The organism is Amycolatopsis sp. NPDC057786, from assembly GCF_042797905.1.
Taxonomy (GTDB): Bacteria; Actinomycetota; Actinomycetes; order Mycobacteriales; family Pseudonocardiaceae; genus Amycolatopsis.
The window spans coordinates 150,037-167,030 of record NZ_JBHVKW010000003.1; the positions used below are offsets into that span (position 1 = coordinate 150,037).

Here is a 16,994-nt window from a genome sequence, read left to right on the forward strand (position 1 = left end):
CGCTAAGGCACCGGACCGGCGAGAGGAAACCCCTCGTTGGTCCGGCGTTCACCCTTTGTTCCGATTTACATCTCTTCGCCCACGAGGACCGCCTCGGCCGGAATCGTGTGCGAGTCGGCGGACTTCTCGCGGATCGTCAGGAGGGCACCGGCCAGCACGCACAGGATCGCGGCGATCACGAACGGAGCCTGCTTGGCGCCGAACCACTCGGCCAGGTGACCGACGACGGTGGCCGCGACCGCGCCACCGAGCCAGCGGCAGAAGTTGTACCCGGCGCTCGCGACCGGACGCGGAGCGCCGCTGATCGACATCGCCGTACCCGTGAAGAGCGTGTTGAGCAGGCCCGACACCAGACCGGACAGGATGATGCCGACGACCAGCACCGGCTTGCTCGGGATCGCCATGACCAGCAGCAAGACGGCGTAACCGAAGACGGCGACCACGGTCGCGTGCCGCTCACCGAGCTTCGCGGCGAGCTTCGGCGCCAGCACCACGCCCGCGACGGCGACCGAAAGGCCCCAGCCGCAGAAGATCAGGCCGACGGCGACGGCGCTCCACTCCAGCACGAACGGCGACCAGGCCAGCACCACGAAGAACGCGGCGGTGTAGAGCGCGGAACCGATCGACGTGCGCAGCAGCCCACCGTGCTTGAGCGCGCGGAACGGGTCGAGCAGGCGGATCTTGGGCCGCTTCTCCTTCGCGTCGCCGGTCAGGAAGATCGAGCAGAGCACGAGACCGCACAGCATCAGCACCGAAGTGCCGAGGAACGGGCCGCGCCACGAGATGCTGCCGAGCAGGGCGCCCAGCAGCGGGCCGACCGCGAGGCCGACGCCGAGCGCGGCCTCGTACAGCAGGATCGCGCCCGCCTGGCCGCCGGTCGCGGCGCCGACGATGACCGAAAGCGCGGTCGCGATGAAGAAGGCGTTGCCGAGCCCCCAGACCGCGCGCAGCCCGATGAGCTGCTCGATCGACCCGGACGCGGCACACAGCGCGGTGGCGACGACGACCAGCGTCAGCCCGACGACCACGGTCCGCTTGGCCCCGAACCGGGCACTCATCGCACCGGTCACCAGCATCGCGACCGCCTGGACGCCGAGGTAGCTGGAGAACAGCAGGGTCACTTCGGACGGCGTCGCCTTCAGGCCTTCGGCGATCGACAGCAGGATCGGGTCGACGAGCCCGATGCCCATGAACGCGATGACCGCGGCGAACGCGGTGATCCATACCTGTTTGGGCTGCCCCTTGACGGCGTCCAACAGGCTCGAGTGGTGCTCAGCGCTCATCGCGGATCAGTGCCTCCTTCTCGTCTTCGCGCGGCGACCTGGTGAGGGCGAGGTCCGGACCCTCGTGGTCACTTAGCCATGCTAACTAAAATTACTGAGCATGGCTAAGTAATCTGCCGCACAGGATTCCACCGCCTAGGGTTGAGGGTGTGGAAGCGGTGATCTTCGATCTCGACGGTGTCCTGGTGGATTCGGAAACGATGTGGGACGAGGTCCGCCGGGCGGTCGTCCATGAGTTCCACGGCACCTGGCGGGAGGAATCGACCAGGGCGATGCAGGGGATGAGCACCCCGGAATGGGCCGCTTACCTGGCGCACGACCTCGGTGTCCAGCTGCGGCCCGCCGACGTCGCGCAGGTGGTGATCGACCGGATGGCGCGGCGCTACGCGGAGAAGCCGCCGATCATCCCTGGCGCGCCGGGTGTCGTGCGCGAAGTCGCGAAACACTGGCCGGTGGCGATCGCGAGCTCGTCGCCGCCGCTGCTGATCAAGGCGTTCCTCGACATCACGCGGCTGCCGGTGCCGACGGCGGTTTCGTCGGAGCAGGTCGGCGCCGGGAAGCCGGCGCCCGACGTGTACCTGAAGGCCGCCGAGCTACTGGGCGCGGAGCCGAAGAACTGCGCGGCCGTGGAAGACACGACCAACGGGCTGCGCGCGGCGCTGGCCGCGGGGATGACGGTGTACGCGGTGCCGAATCCGCACTTTCCGCCGGATCCGGCGGTGCTGGAGCAGACGACGGTGGTCGGGAAGATCACCGACCTGCCGGCAGCGCTCCTCAAAGAGGGCTGAAAGCGTCCTTCACCGCGTGTGATGCGACGAAAGCTCCCTTCACCGCGTCACATGCGGTGAAGGGAGCTTTCAGCCCTCGTCAGGGGAGGGTCACGCCTCGCCGGCGATGAACTTCTCGACCTCGTCGCGCGCGGTGGCGTCGTCGTACTGCTCCGGCGGCGACTTCATGAAGTACGAGGAAGCCGACAGGATCGGGCCGCCGATGCCGCGGTCCTTCGCGATCTTCGCGGCGCGCACGGCGTCGATGATGATGCCCGCCGAGTTCGGCGAGTCCCACACCTCGAGCTTGTACTCCAGGTTCAGCGGCACGTCGCCGAAGGCACGGCCTTCGAGCCGGACGTAGGCCCACTTGCGGTCATCGAGCCATTGCACGTAGTCGGACGGCCCGATGTGGACGTTGCCCTTGCCGAGCTCGCGGTCGACCTGCGAAGTGACCGACTGGGTCTTCGAGATCTTCTTCGACTCGAGCCGCTCCAGCTCCTTCATGTTCAGGAAGTCCATGTTCCCGCCCACGTTGAGCTGCATCGTCCGGTCGAGCTGGACGCCGCGGTCTTCGAACAGCTTCGCCAGCACGCGGTGCGTGATGGTGGCGCCGACCTGGGACTTGATGTCGTCACCGACGATCGGGACACCGGCCGCGCGGAACTTCTCCGCCCACTCGGGGTCGGAGGCGATGAACACCGGCAGCGCGTTGACGAACGCCACCCCGGCGTCGATGCAGGCCTGCGCGTAGAACTTGTCGGCCTCTTCGGAGCCCACGGGTAGGTAGGAGACGAGCACGTCGACCTCGGCCTCGCGCAGCGCGGCGACGACGTCGACCGGGGTCTCGTCGGACTCCTCGATGGTCTCGCGGTAGAAGCGGCCGAGCCCGTCGTAGGTGTGCCCGCGCTGCACGGTGACACCCAGCGGCGGCACGTCGGCGATCTTGATCGTGTTGTTCTCCGAGGCGAAGATCGCCTCGGACAGGTCACGGCTGACCTTCTTGGCGTCCACGTCGAACGCGGCGACGAACTCGATGTCGCGGACGTGGTACTCGCCGAACACGACGTGCATCAAACCGGGCACGCGAGTGCCGGCATCTGCGTCACGGTAGTACTGAACGCCCTGGACCAGCGAGGCCGCACAGTTGCCGACGCCCACGATGGCCACCCGAACGCGGCGGTTCTCGCCCATGCCGGTTTCTCCTTCATTAGTCCAACAGTTGTAGGTAATGCGCAGCGCGCTCGGAGAGCGCCTCAGGTCTCCGGTCCACGCTGCTCGGCCTGTTCGTGCGCGATCAGCTCGTTGAGCCAGCGCACCTCCCGCTCACTGGACTCCAGCCCGAGCCGGTGCAGCTCACGGGTGTAGCGGTCGATCTTCTCCTCGGCCCGCGCCATTGCCGTCCGAAGTCCTTCACGGCGTTCCTCGACCCGACGACGGCGGCCTTCCAGGATTCGCATCCTGACGTCGGCCGGTGTCCTCGAAAAGAACGCCAGGTGGACGCCGAAGCCTTCGTCGTCCCACGTCTGCGGCCCGGCGTCGCCGAGCAGTTCGGCGAACCGTTCCTTGCCCTCGGCGGTGAGCTTGTACACCCGCTTGCCCCGGCGTGCCCACGCCCGGTCTTCGACCTCTTCGAGCTCCTCGACGAGGTAACCGGCACGAAGCAGCCGACGCAGGGTCGGGTACAGCGAGCCGTACGAGAACGTCCGGAACATCCCGAGCGTCTCGTGCAAACGTTTGCGCAGCACGTAGCCGTGCATGGGGGTCTCGTGCAGCAGCCCCAAGATCGCGAGCTCGAGCACACCGCACCCCCTTCCGGGAACAAACCGCGACCGGTCGCGTTGGCCACCGTGACCGGCTCGGTCAACCTACCGGCCCACTATATCGCGCCGATACATCGAAGTGGTGTAGCTAACCCCGAACGAGTACCCGGGAAATCCGCCGAAATTCATCGGAGAGTTATCGAATCGTCGGCGTGTCCGACCGCGTACGGACGGTCCCGCCGGCAACGGGGCGTGGACCACACAGCAAGAGCCCGTACTCTGTTGGCGTGCGAAACCAGCGGCAGGTCGTGGACTACGCCTTACAGCGGCGCGCGCTGCTCAAGGGCGTCCACTCCGGACGGGTCGGCACATACGACGTCTGCGACGCGGGCCCGTACCTCCTCCGTGCCGCGAAATTCCACGGCCGACCAGGCGATCAGGACTGCCCGGTCTGTCATCGGGAGGAACTGACCCTGGTGTCGTGGGTGTACGGCGACGAGCTCAAGCACGCCGCCGGATCGGCCAAGACGCCGGACGAACTGGTACGGATGGACGGGCACTTCGCGGAGTTCACCGTCTACGAGGTCGAGGTCTGCGGGGGCTGTCACTGGAACCACCTGGTGCGGTCCTACGTCCTCGGAACAGGAGATCCGGGAACCACCCGGCCACGGACCCGGTCGCAGAGGACAGCGGGTCAGTGACAGGTATCGAAAACGCAGTTGACCACAGAGCGGCGTCCCCCGAAGCGCCGGTCTGGGAGGCCCCTTCGTGAACGACGATCGCAATCGCTCCTGGCCTGGCCAGGAGCCTGATGCACCTCGCCGTGCCCAATGGCCGGGCGAAGACGACGAACCCGGCTGGCCGGGCGAAGAACCGCCGCGCCGCCCCCAGCGCCGGACTCCCCCGAACGGCGCCCCCCGCTCGGCGAACCCGCGCGCCGCCACCCCCCGCGCCGCCAACCCCCAGTGGCCGGGCGGTGACGCGGGTGGCCCGGAGTGGCCCTCCGATGACGAACCCCGCCGTCCCGCGGCCCCGCGCCGCCCCAACGGCATGCCCCCGCGCAGGCAGGGTCCCCCGCCGCCCGGTGGGCGTCCCGCCGGTGACCAGCGTGCCCGCAACGGTGCCGCCGGTCACCGCCCGCCGCCGCCTCCGGCAGGCGACCGCCGTCCTCCCGCCCCGGCCGATCAGCCGACCGCGATGGTCCGGCCGGTCGAGCCGGAGCCGTACGAGCGTGAGCCGGAGCTCATCACGCACCACGCGCACAACGGCACCGAAGACCCGTACGGCTACGACCCGTACGACGATCGCTATGACGATCGTCACCCGAGCGCGGCGTTCGGCGCCGAGGGCGAAGACCCGTATGACGACGAGCCCGCCGAAGACGAGCAGGACGGCAAGAAGAAGGTCCTCACGCCGAAGCAGCGCAAGAAGCGCCGGTGGCGGATCGTCCGCCGGGCGCTCTACGCGATGTTCGGCCTGTTCGTCGTGGTGCCCGCGATCGCGTTCGTCATCACCTACTTCCTGGTGGACGTCCCGTCGCAGGAAAGCGTCGCGAGCCTGCAGAGCCAGCCGATCACGCTGATGTACGCCGACGGCAGCCCGATGGGCAAGATCGCGCCCGCCAGCGGCGGAAGCCGGTATCTGCTTCAGCCAGGGGAAGTCCCGGAAGTGGTCAAGAAGGCCGTGTACGCGGCCGAGGACTCGTCGTTCGAGACCAACTCCGGTTTCGACGTCGGCGGCATCCTGCGCGCGGTCTACAACAACGTCACCGGCGGCCAGGGCGGCGGTTCGACGATCTCCCAGCAGTACATCAAGAAGGCCACGGCCAACGAGGCGCCGACGCTCACCCGTAAATGGACCGAGCTGGCCAAATCCTTCAAGATGAACAACCAGATGTCCAAAGAGGAGATCATCACCGCCTACCTCAACACCATCTACTTCGGCCGCGGCGCGAACGGCATCGAAGCGGCCGCGCAGGCCTACTTCAAGAAGCCCGCCAAGGAGCTCGGCGCGTCCGAAGCCGCCCTGCTCGCCGGGCTGATCCAGGGCCCGAGCCGGTCCGAGAACGACGCGTACGCGCAGCGACGCTGGAACTTCGTGATGGACCAGATGGTGGCGAACAAGTGGCTCGACCAGGGTGAGCGCGCCGCCGCGCAGTTCCCGAAGCCCATCCCGAAGGCGCAGGCGAAGGCCGACGACGCCGGGACGCTGAGCCTGCACATCCGCAACCGGGTGATCGACGAACTCGAAGCCCGCGGCTACGACCAGGACCGGCTGCACCAGGGCGGCTTCAAGATCACCACGACGATCGACCCCAAGGCGCAGAAGATGGCCGAGGAGGCCGTCGCCGAGGGGATGAAGGGCCAGACGGACGAGAACATCCTGAACGCGCTGGTCGCGATAGACCCCAAGACCGGCGGCGTCGTCGCGTACTGGGGCGGCCCGGACTGGACGAAGAACGCGCAGGGCCAGGACGTCCAGGCCATGGACTGGGCGAACGTGCCGCACAACCCCGGTTCGGCGTTCAAGGCCTTCGACCTGACCGCGTTCCTCAAGATGGGCCGTGGTCTCGGGGAGACCTTCGACGGCTCCAACAACCGGAAGTTCGACGGCCGCACGATCCGGAACGCGGGCGAGAGCTCCAACTGCGGCACGCAGTGCACCGTCGCCGAGGCGATGAAGGTCTCCGCGAACACCGTGTTCTACGACATGGTCCGCAATGAGACGAAGGTCGACCCGGTGGCGAAGGCCGCGAAGGAAGCCGGCGTGATGGTGGAGGCCGAAGGCGGCAAGGCGAAGCTGAGCCCCGACATCAACATCGCGCTCGGCGGTGGTGGCACGGTCACCACCGCGGAGGACATGGCGGCCGGTTTCGCCACCTTCGCCGGTGAAGGCGTCCGCCAGAAGCAGCACTTCGTCGCCAAGCTGACCAACTCGCAGGACGAGGTCGAGTTCGACGAAACGACGCCGAAGGGTTCTCCTGCCTTCAGCGACGACGCGGACAAGAGCAAGCAGATCGCGGGCAACGTCACCGACGCGCTCGAAGAGGTCATCCCGTACTCGAAGCTCAAGTGCCCGAAGGGTCACGAGTGCGCGGGCAAGACCGGGACGCAGCAGTACGACTTCAAGGACAGCGACCCGGCGAGCTACCGCGACCGCAACGCGCAGACCTGGATGGTGGGCTACACGCCGAGCATCTCGACCGCGGTGTGGGTCGGCGGCGACGGCAACAAGCCGCTGCACGACAAGAACAACAAGCCGATCTACGGCCGGACCATCGCCGGCCCGATCTGGGAAGACTTCATGTCCCGGTACATGACCGGCAAGCCTTCCGAGAAGTTCGACAGCGTCAAGCCGATCGGCAAGGACGCGCGGTACGTGCCGACGACGACGGCCCAGAAGCCGCCGGAGACGTCGACGCCGCCGCAGACGCCGACGACCACCCCGACGCCGACGACGCCCACCTCGCCGACCGAGACCACCGAGACGGGTGGCTGGCCGACGAAGCCGACCAAGCCCACCAAGCCGACGAGGCCTGGCCCGGGGACTTCGGATCCGTTGTTCCCGAACGCCGAAGATCCGTGACGATCGGGCTGAACAGGTGCTGAAAGGTGTGCCGGGCGAGTGCCCGGCACACCTTTTTTCTTCCCGGCGATGAACCTGAACCGCTCCGATACGTCTTAACTAGAAGGAGACCTGCGACCGCAGGCCCGCGCTCACCACGGAAGGTTCGGAGGACGTCCCCAGTGAACGACGATCCCCACGGCGGATGGCCAGGTCAGGACCCTGACCCCGCACGTCGTCCGCAACGCCCGGCCGGACCGCCCCGCCGCCCCGCCGGCCCGCCCCCTGGACACGGGCAGCGGCAGGGTCCCCCGGGACAGGCGCCGTGGCAACGCCAGGGGCCCTCCCAGCAGCAGCCGCCACCGCGTCGTCCGCAGCGGCCACCGGTCGCGCCGCAGCACGAGCCGGACCTCATCACGCACCACGAGCACAACGGCACCACCGACCGCGGCTACGACGAGCCGTACGACGATGAGCCGTACGCCCCGGAGACCGACGAGAACGGGAAGCCGATCCTCACCCCCGCGCAGCGCAAGAAGCGCCGGTGGAGACGGATCCGGCGAGTGCTGCTCGCGCTGTTCTGCCTCTTCGTCGTCATCCCGGCGATCGCGTTCGTGATCACCTACTTCGCCGTCGACGTGCCGTCGCCGCAGTCCGTCGCGGCCACCCAGGGCCAGGCGGTGACGTACTACTACGCCGACAACACCGAGATGGGCAAGGACGTCCCCAAGGGCGGCAACCGGCAGATCCTGACGCCGGAGCAGATCCCGGACATCGTCAAGAAAGCGGTCATCGCCACCGAGGACGCCTCCTTCGAGACCAACTCCGGTTTCGACATCGGCGGCATCCTGCGCGCGGTCTACAACCAGGTGACCGCGGGCAAGGGCGGTGGCTCGACCATCTCCCAGCAGTACATCAAGGTCGCCAGCGGGGACGACGAATCGTCGCTCGCCCGCAAATGGACCGAGCTCGCCAAGTCCTTCAAGATGAACCAGACGTACGAGAAGAAGGACATCATCTCGGCGTACCTGAACATCATCTACTTCGGGCGTGGCGCGTACGGGATCGAGTCGGCCGCGCAGGCCTTCTTCGGCAAACCCGCCAGCGAACTGAACGCCTCCGAGGCGGCGCTCCTCGCGGGCCTCATCCAGCAGCCGGGCCGCTCGGAGAACCCGAAGGTCGCGAACGATCGCTGGAACGTCGCGCTGAACCGGATGGTGCAGAACGGTTTCCTCTCCGCCGCGGATCGCGCGAACCTGCAGTTCCCGACGCCGATCCCGCAGGAGGACAAGCAGCAGGCCGGCGTGGTCAACCCGTTCATCCGCGACAAGGTCAAGGAAGAGCTCGCCGCGAACGGCATCACCGACGACGTCTACTACCGGGGCGGCTACAAGGTCTACACGACCATCGACCCGAAGGCGCAGGCCGCGGCCGAGCAGGCGGTGGCCGACGGGATGAAGGGCCAGACCGACGAGAACCTGCTCAACGCGCTCGTCGCCATCGACCCGAAGACCGGTGGCGTGAAGGCGTACTACGGTGGCCCGTCCATCGTGAAGGGGCCCGACGGCAAGGACCAGAAGGGCCGTGACTGGGCGAACACCCCGCAGAACCCCGGATCGTCGATGAAGCCGTTCGACCTCACCGCGTACATGCAGCTCGGCAAGGGCGGCATCAACTCGACGTTCGACGGCTCCAACAACCGGCAGTTCGGGAAGCAGACGATCCGGAACGCCGGTCCCGGTAGCTCGTGTTCGGCGCAGTGCACGGTGTCCGAGGCGATGCAGCGCTCCGCGAACACGGTGTTCTACGACATGGTCGTGAACGTGACCAAGCCGGGGCCGGTGGCACAGGCCGCCAAGGACGCCGGGATCAAACCCGCCCCCGAGGGCGTCTCCGAACTGTACGCCGACAACAACATCGCGCTCGGCGGTGGCAAGACGGCCGTCACCCCGGAGGACATGGCCGCCGCGTACGCGACCTTCGCGGGCGAAGGCCAGCGGCGGGACAAGCACTTCGTCGTCAAGGTGACCAACTCGCAGGACGAAGCCGCGTACTCGGCTCCCGAAGAGGCGAAACCGGCGTTCGCCGACGACGCCGACAAGAGCAAGCAGATCGCCGGGAACGTCACCGAGTCACTCAAGGGTGTCATCCCGTTCTCGAAGCTCAAGTGCCCCAACAACCACGAGTGCGCGGGCAAGACCGGAACCCAGCAGCACACCTACCGACCGGGTGAGCCCGCGTCGGCGAAGGACGCCAACTCGCAGACCTGGATGGTCGGCTACACGCCGTCGATCTCGGCCGCGGTGTGGGTCGGTGGCGACGGTGACAAGGCGCTGAAGGGCAAGAACGGCAAGTCGATCTTCGGTTCGACGATCGCCGGGCCGATCTGGCAGAAGTTCCTTTCCCTGTACCTGAACGGGAAACCGGGGGAGCGCTTCGAGAAGGTCAAGATCATCGGCGGGGACGACAGCAACACCGTCCCGTCGACGCAGACCCCGCCGGACGAGGACGAGGGCTCGACCGAGACCGGCACGCCGTCGACCGGCCCGTCCACCGGATCGTCGTCTTCGCGGAACGAGGAAGAAGAGACGTCCAGCTCGCGGAACCCGCCTACGTCGAGTGAGAACAACGGCGGCGAAGAAGGCGGTAACGGGCCCGGCCGAGGTGGCGGCAGAGGCGACGACAACGAGTAGCGCTAGAGGGTGACGACGCGCCGTTCGGCACCCGACAGGTGAGCGGCTTCGATGACCCGGAGCGCCTCGACGGCGGAGGCGGGATCGACCGGGAAGTCGCCCTTGCCGAGCAACGTGTCGCGCACCCGCGCGTAGAACTCCTCGTACCGGCCGACCTCGGTGGGCACGGTTTCGACGTCGTCGTTCACGCCGAGCAGGCCCGCGTCCGACAGCGGTTCGACGCCCCAGCCGGGGTCGCCGGGCCGCAGCCCGTCCTTGATCTGCGGCTCCTGGACGTCGAGGCCGTACTTCGTGAAGGTCGCCTTGTCGCCGAGCACACGGAAGCGCGGGTTCCTGGTGCCCGCGAGCGCGGACGCCCACAGGTGCGAGCGCACCCCGTTGGTGTGCCGGAGGGCGACGAAGGCGTCGTCGTCGACGGATACCCCGGCGCGGCGCCTGTCGACCTCCGCGTAGACCTCGGCGACCGGGCCGAACAACTGCAGCGCCTGGTCGACGATATGCGCGCCGAGGTCGTAGAGGAGGCCGCCCGCCTCGGCGGGGTCGCCGAACTCGCGCCAGTTGTCCCGCGGCTTCGGCACCCAGCGGTCATAGCGCGACTCGAAGCGGAAGACGTCGCCGAGCCTGCCGGTCTCGAGGACCTTCCGGACGGTGAGGAAGTCCGAGTCGAAACGGCGGTTCTGGAACACCGTCAGCCCGACGCCCTTGGCCTTCGCCGCTTCGACGACCTTCGCGGCTTCGGTCGCTGTCGGCGCGAAGGGCTTGTCGACGACGACAGGCAAGCCGACCTCGATCGCCCGAAGCGCGAGCGGAACGTGCGTGCGGTTCGGCGTGCTGATGACGACCAAGTCCAGCTCGCCGGCCTTCGCGAACAACGCGTCCGCGTCGGGCAGGACGTCGGCGGCCGGATAGTCGGCGCTCGCCTGCCCGACCCGGTCCGGATTCGAGGTGACGATGGCGGCCGGGGTCAGCCCCGGTGTCGCGTCGACCAGCGGCGCGTGGAAGACGCGTCCGCCGGTGCCGTATCCGAAGATCCCCACTCGCAAGTCAGCCATGCCCCCATTAAACAACAGTGTTGCGTAATCAGCCAGTCATGGCAGGATGCGCGCTATGCCGGAGACCGGGGTCAATCTGCGCGGCCTGCGCCAGCACAATCGGACACTGCTGCTCACGCATATCCTGCGCGCGGGCGGCCTCAGCCGCGTCGAACTCGCCGAACGCACCCGGCTCACCCAGCAGGCCGTCTCGAAGATCGTCCCCGAACTGCTCGAAGCCGGCCTGCTGGACGAGGAACGCCAGCCCGCGTCCGGCGTCGGCAAGCCGCGCACCCTCCTGCGCGTCCGCGCGGACGCCCGGTACGCGCTCGGCGCCCAGCTCGACCGGGACTCGTTCCGGGTGCTCAGGACCGACCTGACCGGGAAGATCATCGCGTCACGCGGTGGGCCACTGTCGCCCGGATTCACCCCTGACCAGGCCGTTTCCGCCCTCGTCGAAGCGACCGAAGCGCTACTCGACGGCGTCGAACGCGAACGGGTCCTCGGCCTCGGCGTCGGCAGCGTCGGACCGCTCGACCACCACGAAGGAGTCGTCCGGGACGCCACGAACATGCCGGGCTGGCACCACGTCCCCCTGCGCGACCTGCTCGCGAAACGCACCGGGCTGCCCGTGCGGCTCGACAAGAACACCAACGCCGCCGCCTTCGCCCAGCAGTGGCCGGAGGGCGACCAGGCCGCGACCGCCGTCGTGCTCGTCGGCACCGGGATCGGCGTCGGCCTGCTGATCGACGGCAGGCTGTATCGCGGGCCGCGGACCAACGCGGGCGAATTCGGGCACACCACGCTCGCCTTCGACGGACCGCGGTGCGCGTGCGGCCGCCGCGGCTGCGTCGAGGTGCTGCACAACGCGGCGGCGACCACGGAAGAGGCGGCGGGCCTGCTCGGGATCGGTCTCGCCGACCTCGTCCAGGTGCTCGACCTCGAACGGGTCGTGCTGACCGGGCGTTCGGTCCGCGCGGCACCCGAGGTCTACCGCGACACCGTCGCGGCGCGGCTGCGGGAACTGCTGCCTTTGCCGCACTGGCAACGGATCCAGGTCGATCTCGACGAGATGGGCGACGACGTCGTCGCGTTCGGCGCGGCGGCGGAGGTGCTGGCCGGGTTCTACGACAGCGGTGACATCACCGGGTGAGCCCGGTAACGGACAAAGCTGACACCGCGGCCAAGGCGTACGGCGACGCCACCTGGAAATGGGCTTGTGGACACCAGTAGACCGCCGACCGGGTTCTATTGAGGAGGTGGGCTGAAGGCTCCTTCACCGCGTCTAATGCGATGAAAGGAGCCTTCAGCTCCGGTAAGTCGCCAGAAACTGTCGTCTGCAGACGATCAGTGCACGCCAGTCCTCATCAGCGCCCGCACCTTGCCCCGAAGGCCTCCTTGCTCCGTGGTCCCGCCACGACACCTTTGACTTTCGGCTCAATAAGACAGCGCGACGGCGTTTTCGCGTGATCAGGTGGACGACACGCGTGTCCGGACGGACGACACGGCAGGTCCGCGGTGGCCCAGCGGCGACATCACCGGGTGGTCACCCGGATAGGCGCTAACATCCGCCAGGTGTCCGACCAGACGACCCAGCCCGAGGCTCCGCTCTCCCTCACCCCCGGCGAGCGGGTCATCCCGAGCTGGAACGAACCGCTCGTGGCCGCGGCCACCCGGCCGATCGGCGGCCCGCTCGGCGAACACGCGGCCGTGGGACGGCACTGGTTCTGGTCACCGCAGCGGGTCGGGCTGCTGCTGGCCTGTCTCGCGCTGGTGCTTTCGTGGTTCGGCAAGGCGTCGTGCATCCAGCAGTACACCGACGATTCCGGGACACATCAGCTCGATTGGCGGGCGGGCCGTCCGTTCGTCGCGATGTGTTATTCGGACATCATCCCGCTCTACAGTTCCGAACGCCTGAACGATCCGGACACCTTCCCGTACGTGACTTCGTGGACCGAAGACGCGGGAACGGCGAAGGAGACCACGCGGTACATGGAGTATCCGGTCGCGACCGGGCTGTTCCAGTGGATCAACGCGAAGCTCACCGAAGCGTGGCTTTCGGTCGCGGAATCGGGCTGGTTGCCGGGCGCGCTCCCGGTGGCCGTGTACTTCAACATCTCGGCGCTCTGGCTCGCGCTGGCCTGGCTCGTCACGGTGTGGGCGACCGGCCGATCGCTGAAACGCCGCCCGTGGGACGCCGTGCTGGTCGCGATCTCCCCGCTGGTGCTCGTGCATGTCTTCACCAACTTCGACGCCATCGCGACCGCGTTCACCGCGACCGCGCTGCTCGCGTGGGCCCGGCGCCGTCCCGAGGTCGCGGGCTTCCTGCTCGGGCTCGGCGCGGCGGCGAAGCTGTATCCGCTGCTGCTGCTCATCCCGTTGTTCTTCCTGTGCCTGCGCGCGGGCAAGGTCAAACACTGGGCGCTCACCGCCGGGCTCGCCGCGGCGACGTTCGTGGTGGTCAACGTCCCGTTCGCGCTCACCGCGCCGACCGGATGGTGGGAATTCTTCCGGCTCAACACGGCGCGCCCGATGGATCCCGACTCGCTCTACAACGTGGTCTCCCACCTTTCCGGTTGGGCCGGTTTCGACGGGAAACTCGCCACGGGGCAGACGCCGGTCGTGCTCAACACCGTCGTCGCGGTGCTGTTCCTCGCCGCCTGCGCCGGCATCGGGTACGTCGCGATGAAGGCGCCGCGCCGCCCGCGGCTCGGCCAGCTGGCCTTCCTCGTGGTGGCCGCGTTCCTGCTGACCAACAAGGTGTGGAGCCCGCAGTATTCGCTGTGGCTGGTGCCGCTGGCGGTGCTCGCGATCCCGCGCTGGCGGCTGCTGCTCGGCTGGATGGTCCTCGACGCGCTGGTCTGGGCGCCGCGGATGATGTACTACCTCGGCGTCGACAACAAAGGCCTGCCAGAAGACTGGTTCCTCGGCACCGTCGTCGTCCGCGACCTCGCGGTGGTCGGCCTCTGCGCGCTGGTGATCCGGGAGATCTACCAGCCGCGCAAAGACCCCGTCCGCGCCGCCGGGGACGACGATCCGATCGGCGGTTTCCTCGACGGCGCCCCCGATCCGCGCACCGTCAAACGCGCTTCAACACCTCAGGCCCAGGACGTTCCAGCCTGACGTGCTTGCCGAAGTCCTCGGCCCCGAAGTCGTCGATCCGCACCACGACGGCTTCGGGCGACGTCTCGACCAGACGGCAGCTGAACCAGTCGTCGCCCTGCTTGACCGACCAGCGCTCGGCGAGGACGGCCAGCCCCTCCGCCTCCAGCAGCGCGACGGAGTCGTCGAAGGCGGCGGGCCCGCCGAGCGGGTAGCCGAAAACGGTCAGTGCCTGCCAACGGGTTTCCGGCGCGGGGACGACGTAGCCGACGTGCTCGCCGTCCTCCGCCCGGTACACGGTCCGGTTCTTCATGTGGCACAGGTTCGACCCTCCCGTGGGGTGAGGGTCAAGCCGATTCAGCGCACGACGTAGCCGCCCGTGCTCGTTTCGAAGAACGGGATCGGCCCGGTGCACGGCAGGACGTCCTGTTCGAACCCGCCGTACCCCCAGCTCCAGCCGATCCGGTCGTGGCCGCGCGGTACGTCCCGCACCGAGAAGCCGACGCGGCGGCCGACCAGGTTCACCGGGAACCCGGGGATGTCGGCGCGTTCGATCACGCCGGTCAGGATCGCGAGGTCGCCGTCACGCGAGACACAGTCGACCTTGCCCTCGAAATCGGCGAACGGCTTTCCGTCCTTGGTCAGATGATTCACGTGGAACCGGCCCGACGACTTGCCGGGTTCCCCGAACGCGGCGAAGTCGAACCGGACCGGATCCCCTTCGAAACCGGGGAACGTCAGCGGCCCGCCCGCCGATCCGAGCACGACCGAACCGGACGACGGAGCCGCCGTCGCCTGCGTCGCCCCCAGCGTTCCCGCCGCGGCGGCGAGTACGGCGACCGCGGCGATCTTCGACCTGATGTTCATGGCTTCCCCTCCAGCACCGGGTGTTTCCCGGTCGAGGTCGAGCCTTTCGTGTTCGGCGTGCCCGGCCCTCCCGCCGGAGAGGGAACGCCCTCCCGCTCGAGTAGCACGGGACCTCAGGCGGAGGCGACGCGCTCCCGGACGTACGCGATGTCCGCGGCCTGCCCGTCGGGCGGGGTCTCGACGACCACCGGAGCGCCCGCCTCGGCCGCGACCGCGACCAGCACCTCGGGATCGATCGTGCCGTCACCGCCGACGACGTTGGCGTGCCGGTCACGGGTGGAACCGAACTCGTCACGCGAGTTGTTGAGGTGCACCAGGTCGATCCGGCCCGTGATGGCCTTGACCTTCTTGACCGCCTCGGTCAGGTCCCAGCCCGCCGCGTACGCGTGGCAGGTGTCGAAACAGAAGCCCGCGCCGAAGTCGCCGACCTTGTCCCAGAGCCGGGCGATCGTGTCGAGGTCACGGGTCATCGCGTTGTCACCGCCCGCGGTGTTCTCGATCAGGATCGGCACGGCGAAACCGCCCTTTTCCTGTTCACGCTCGAAAAGCTTGCGCCAGTTGACGAGGCCTTCCTCCACGTCCTCCCCGGCACCGACGTGGCCGCCGTGCACCACGAGCCCTTTCGCGCCGATCGCGGCGGCGCCGTTCGCGTGCTGGGTGACGTTCTTCCGCGACGGGATGCGGATGCGGTTGTTCAACGACGCCACATTGATCAGGTACGGCGAATGGATGAACACCTCGATCGGCGATTCCTTGATCGCCTCGCCGTGCGGGTGGGGTTTGGGAGCTTTCCAGCCCTGCGGGTCGGAAAGGAAGAATTGGAGGACTTCGGCTTCGCGCTCGGCGACCGCGGCCAGCGGGTCGTCGTCGCGGACATGGGCACCGATTTTCATGGTGGCAAACTACCCTTGGGCAGTTCTCGGCGGCGCGGGCCAGGTCGTCACGCTCGTGGGGTAGCGTGAGCGCGTTCCGTTAAACCGCGTTGGGTCCTGAGGGGCGGAGGACGAACTCGATGGGGAAGACTGCCGGGCGGATCACGGCTTGGGGATTCGCGCTTTCGGTCACGGCCGGATTAGCGTTCCCGATGACCGCGACGGCCGCCGAGGAACCGAATCCGACCCTTTCCGGCGACTGCGCCGCCACGCTGCAGAACGGGAAGCCCGCCGACGGACTGGTTCTCGACGCCGGTGCTCCGCTCAATTCGCCCGAGGCGCTGACGGTCGGACTGGACTCGAAGGCCAAGACCGCCGAAGGACGAAAGCCGCTGGTTTCGCTGCCGGTCGGCGATCTGGTCAAGACCACCGGTCTCACCGACAACGCGGTGGGCGACCTCGCCGCGCAGGGCGTCTGCGAGCCCGCGCAGGGCACGGTGAACGCGGTCGGCAACCTGACGCAGGGTGTCACCAAGGACGTGCCGCCGGTTATCGAGCCGCCGACTCCGCGACCGCCGGAAGACCCCAAGCCGCCGCAACCCCCGACGCCGGGGCCGGGCCGGCCCGGTGGTCCGGGCAGCGAACTCCCGGTGCAGACCGGTCCGGGTTCCTCCACCGGTATCGGCGGCGATTCGATCGCCGGCCTGATCAGCAACGCGGCGCTGCTCCCCGGCAGCTTCGTCCAGGCGCCGGTGATCACCGAGATCGTCCCCGGCGAGGTGCCGCCGCCGACCGTCGACGAGAAGGACGCGGGCAACGCGCAGGCCATCCAGGCGCCGGTCGCCCCGCCCAAGCTGCCGCTGCTGCTCGCGGTGCTGGCGCTGGCCGTCGTCGCCGCGGCTCTGGTCCGCGCTTGGCTGCGGGGTAAGCCCGCCTGATTCACCGAAAGTGACGCCCGCTTCCACTCGAATGCCTGACTTCTTCGAGTGAGCGGGCGTTACTCGTCTCCATTAGCGTCGTTGTGCAGGTAGGTGACCCCGACGACGGAGGAG

At 68.3% G+C, this 16,994-nt stretch carries 14 protein-coding genes; 7 read left to right on the plus strand and 7 right to left on the minus strand.

Going from position 1 to position 16,994, the window contains the following annotated elements:
• Nucleotides 1–65: 65 nt before the first annotated feature.
• Entirely contained in the window at nucleotides 66–1,283 is a 1,218-nt protein-coding gene (locus ACFVM3_RS03675) for an MFS transporter (RefSeq protein WP_378435213.1), read from the minus strand.
• Nucleotides 1,284–1,432: 149 nt separating this feature from the next.
• Between ACFVM3_RS03675 and ACFVM3_RS03680 the strand changes: the two genes are divergently transcribed.
• Complete coding sequence (locus ACFVM3_RS03680) at nucleotides 1,433–2,071, plus strand: HAD family hydrolase (RefSeq protein ID WP_378435215.1); 639 nt, start codon at nucleotides 1,433–1,435, stop codon at nucleotides 2,069–2,071.
• A 90-nt stretch (nucleotides 2,072–2,161) separates the two neighbouring features.
• On the opposite strand, the gene ACFVM3_RS03685 is transcribed toward ACFVM3_RS03680, so the two are convergent.
• Both ACFVM3_RS03685 and ACFVM3_RS03690 read right to left on the minus strand, forming a co-directional pair.
• Nucleotides 2,162–3,244 (minus strand): inositol-3-phosphate synthase, encoded by a 1,083-nt coding sequence (locus tag ACFVM3_RS03685; protein WP_034314293.1) that lies wholly within the window; start codon nucleotides 3,242–3,244, stop codon nucleotides 2,162–2,164.
• A 62-nt stretch (nucleotides 3,245–3,306) separates the two neighbouring features.
• Complete coding sequence (locus ACFVM3_RS03690) at nucleotides 3,307–3,852, minus strand: PadR family transcriptional regulator (protein ID WP_005168208.1); 546 nt, start codon at nucleotides 3,850–3,852, stop codon at nucleotides 3,307–3,309.
• 248 nt (nucleotides 3,853–4,100) lie between these two features.
• Here ACFVM3_RS03690 and ACFVM3_RS03695 point away from each other — a divergent pair, with 248 nt between their 5' ends.
• From ACFVM3_RS03695 to ACFVM3_RS03705, 3 genes are all read left to right on the plus strand, one after another.
• On the plus strand, nucleotides 4,101–4,514 hold the full coding sequence (locus ACFVM3_RS03695; protein WP_378435218.1) for a DUF5318 domain-containing protein: 414 nt from the start codon (nucleotides 4,101–4,103) through the stop codon (nucleotides 4,512–4,514).
• Nucleotides 4,515–5,010: 496 nt separating this feature from the next.
• The gene (locus ACFVM3_RS03700; protein WP_378435370.1) at nucleotides 5,011–7,398 is read left to right on the plus strand and encodes a transglycosylase domain-containing protein; all 2,388 of its coding nucleotides are present in this window, start codon (nucleotides 5,011–5,013) and stop codon (nucleotides 7,396–7,398) included.
• A 161-nt stretch (nucleotides 7,399–7,559) separates the two neighbouring features.
• Nucleotides 7,560–10,070, plus strand: a complete 2,511-nt coding sequence (locus tag ACFVM3_RS03705; RefSeq protein WP_378435220.1) for a transglycosylase domain-containing protein — start codon at nucleotides 7,560–7,562, stop codon at nucleotides 10,068–10,070.
• A 2-nt stretch (nucleotides 10,071–10,072) separates the two neighbouring features.
• On the opposite strand, the gene ACFVM3_RS03710 is transcribed toward ACFVM3_RS03705, so the two are convergent.
• Nucleotides 10,073–11,122: a Gfo/Idh/MocA family oxidoreductase gene (locus ACFVM3_RS03710; protein ID WP_378435222.1), complete on the minus strand. Its 1,050-nt coding sequence runs from the start codon at nucleotides 11,120–11,122 to the stop codon at nucleotides 10,073–10,075.
• 55 nt (nucleotides 11,123–11,177) lie between these two features.
• Here ACFVM3_RS03710 and ACFVM3_RS03715 point away from each other — a divergent pair, with 55 nt between their 5' ends.
• Together ACFVM3_RS03715 and ACFVM3_RS03720 are read left to right on the plus strand one after the other, a co-directional pair.
• On the plus strand, nucleotides 11,178–12,254 hold the full coding sequence (locus tag ACFVM3_RS03715) for an ROK family transcriptional regulator (RefSeq protein ID WP_378435224.1): 1,077 nt from the start codon (nucleotides 11,178–11,180) through the stop codon (nucleotides 12,252–12,254).
• 422 nt (nucleotides 12,255–12,676) lie between these two features.
• A complete protein-coding gene (locus tag ACFVM3_RS03720) occupies nucleotides 12,677–14,224 on the plus strand; it encodes a glycosyltransferase family 87 protein (protein WP_378435226.1) in 1,548 nt (515 codons plus the stop codon).
• On the opposite strand, the gene ACFVM3_RS03725 is transcribed toward ACFVM3_RS03720, so the two are convergent.
• The 3 genes from ACFVM3_RS03725 to ACFVM3_RS03735 form a co-directional block, all read right to left on the minus strand.
• Nucleotides 14,181–14,516 carry a hypothetical protein gene (locus ACFVM3_RS03725; RefSeq protein ID WP_378435228.1) on the minus strand — a complete coding sequence of 112 codons (336 nt, stop codon included), beginning with the start codon at nucleotides 14,514–14,516 and terminating at the stop codon, nucleotides 14,181–14,183. The two genes, ACFVM3_RS03720 and ACFVM3_RS03725, sit on opposite strands and share 44 nt — an antisense overlap.
• A gap of 44 nt (nucleotides 14,517–14,560) precedes the next feature.
• Nucleotides 14,561–15,070 carry a hypothetical protein gene (locus ACFVM3_RS03730; protein ID WP_378435230.1) on the minus strand — a complete coding sequence of 170 codons (510 nt, stop codon included), beginning with the start codon at nucleotides 15,068–15,070 and terminating at the stop codon, nucleotides 14,561–14,563.
• Nucleotides 15,071–15,183: 113 nt separating this feature from the next.
• On the minus strand, nucleotides 15,184–15,963 hold the full coding sequence (locus ACFVM3_RS03735) for a deoxyribonuclease IV (protein ID WP_378435232.1): 780 nt from the start codon (nucleotides 15,961–15,963) through the stop codon (nucleotides 15,184–15,186).
• A 119-nt stretch (nucleotides 15,964–16,082) separates the two neighbouring features.
• Between ACFVM3_RS03735 and ACFVM3_RS03740 the strand changes: the two genes are divergently transcribed.
• Complete coding sequence (locus ACFVM3_RS03740; protein WP_378435234.1) at nucleotides 16,083–16,880, plus strand: hypothetical protein; 798 nt, start codon at nucleotides 16,083–16,085, stop codon at nucleotides 16,878–16,880.
• The last annotated feature ends 114 nt before the right edge of the window (nucleotides 16,881–16,994 follow it).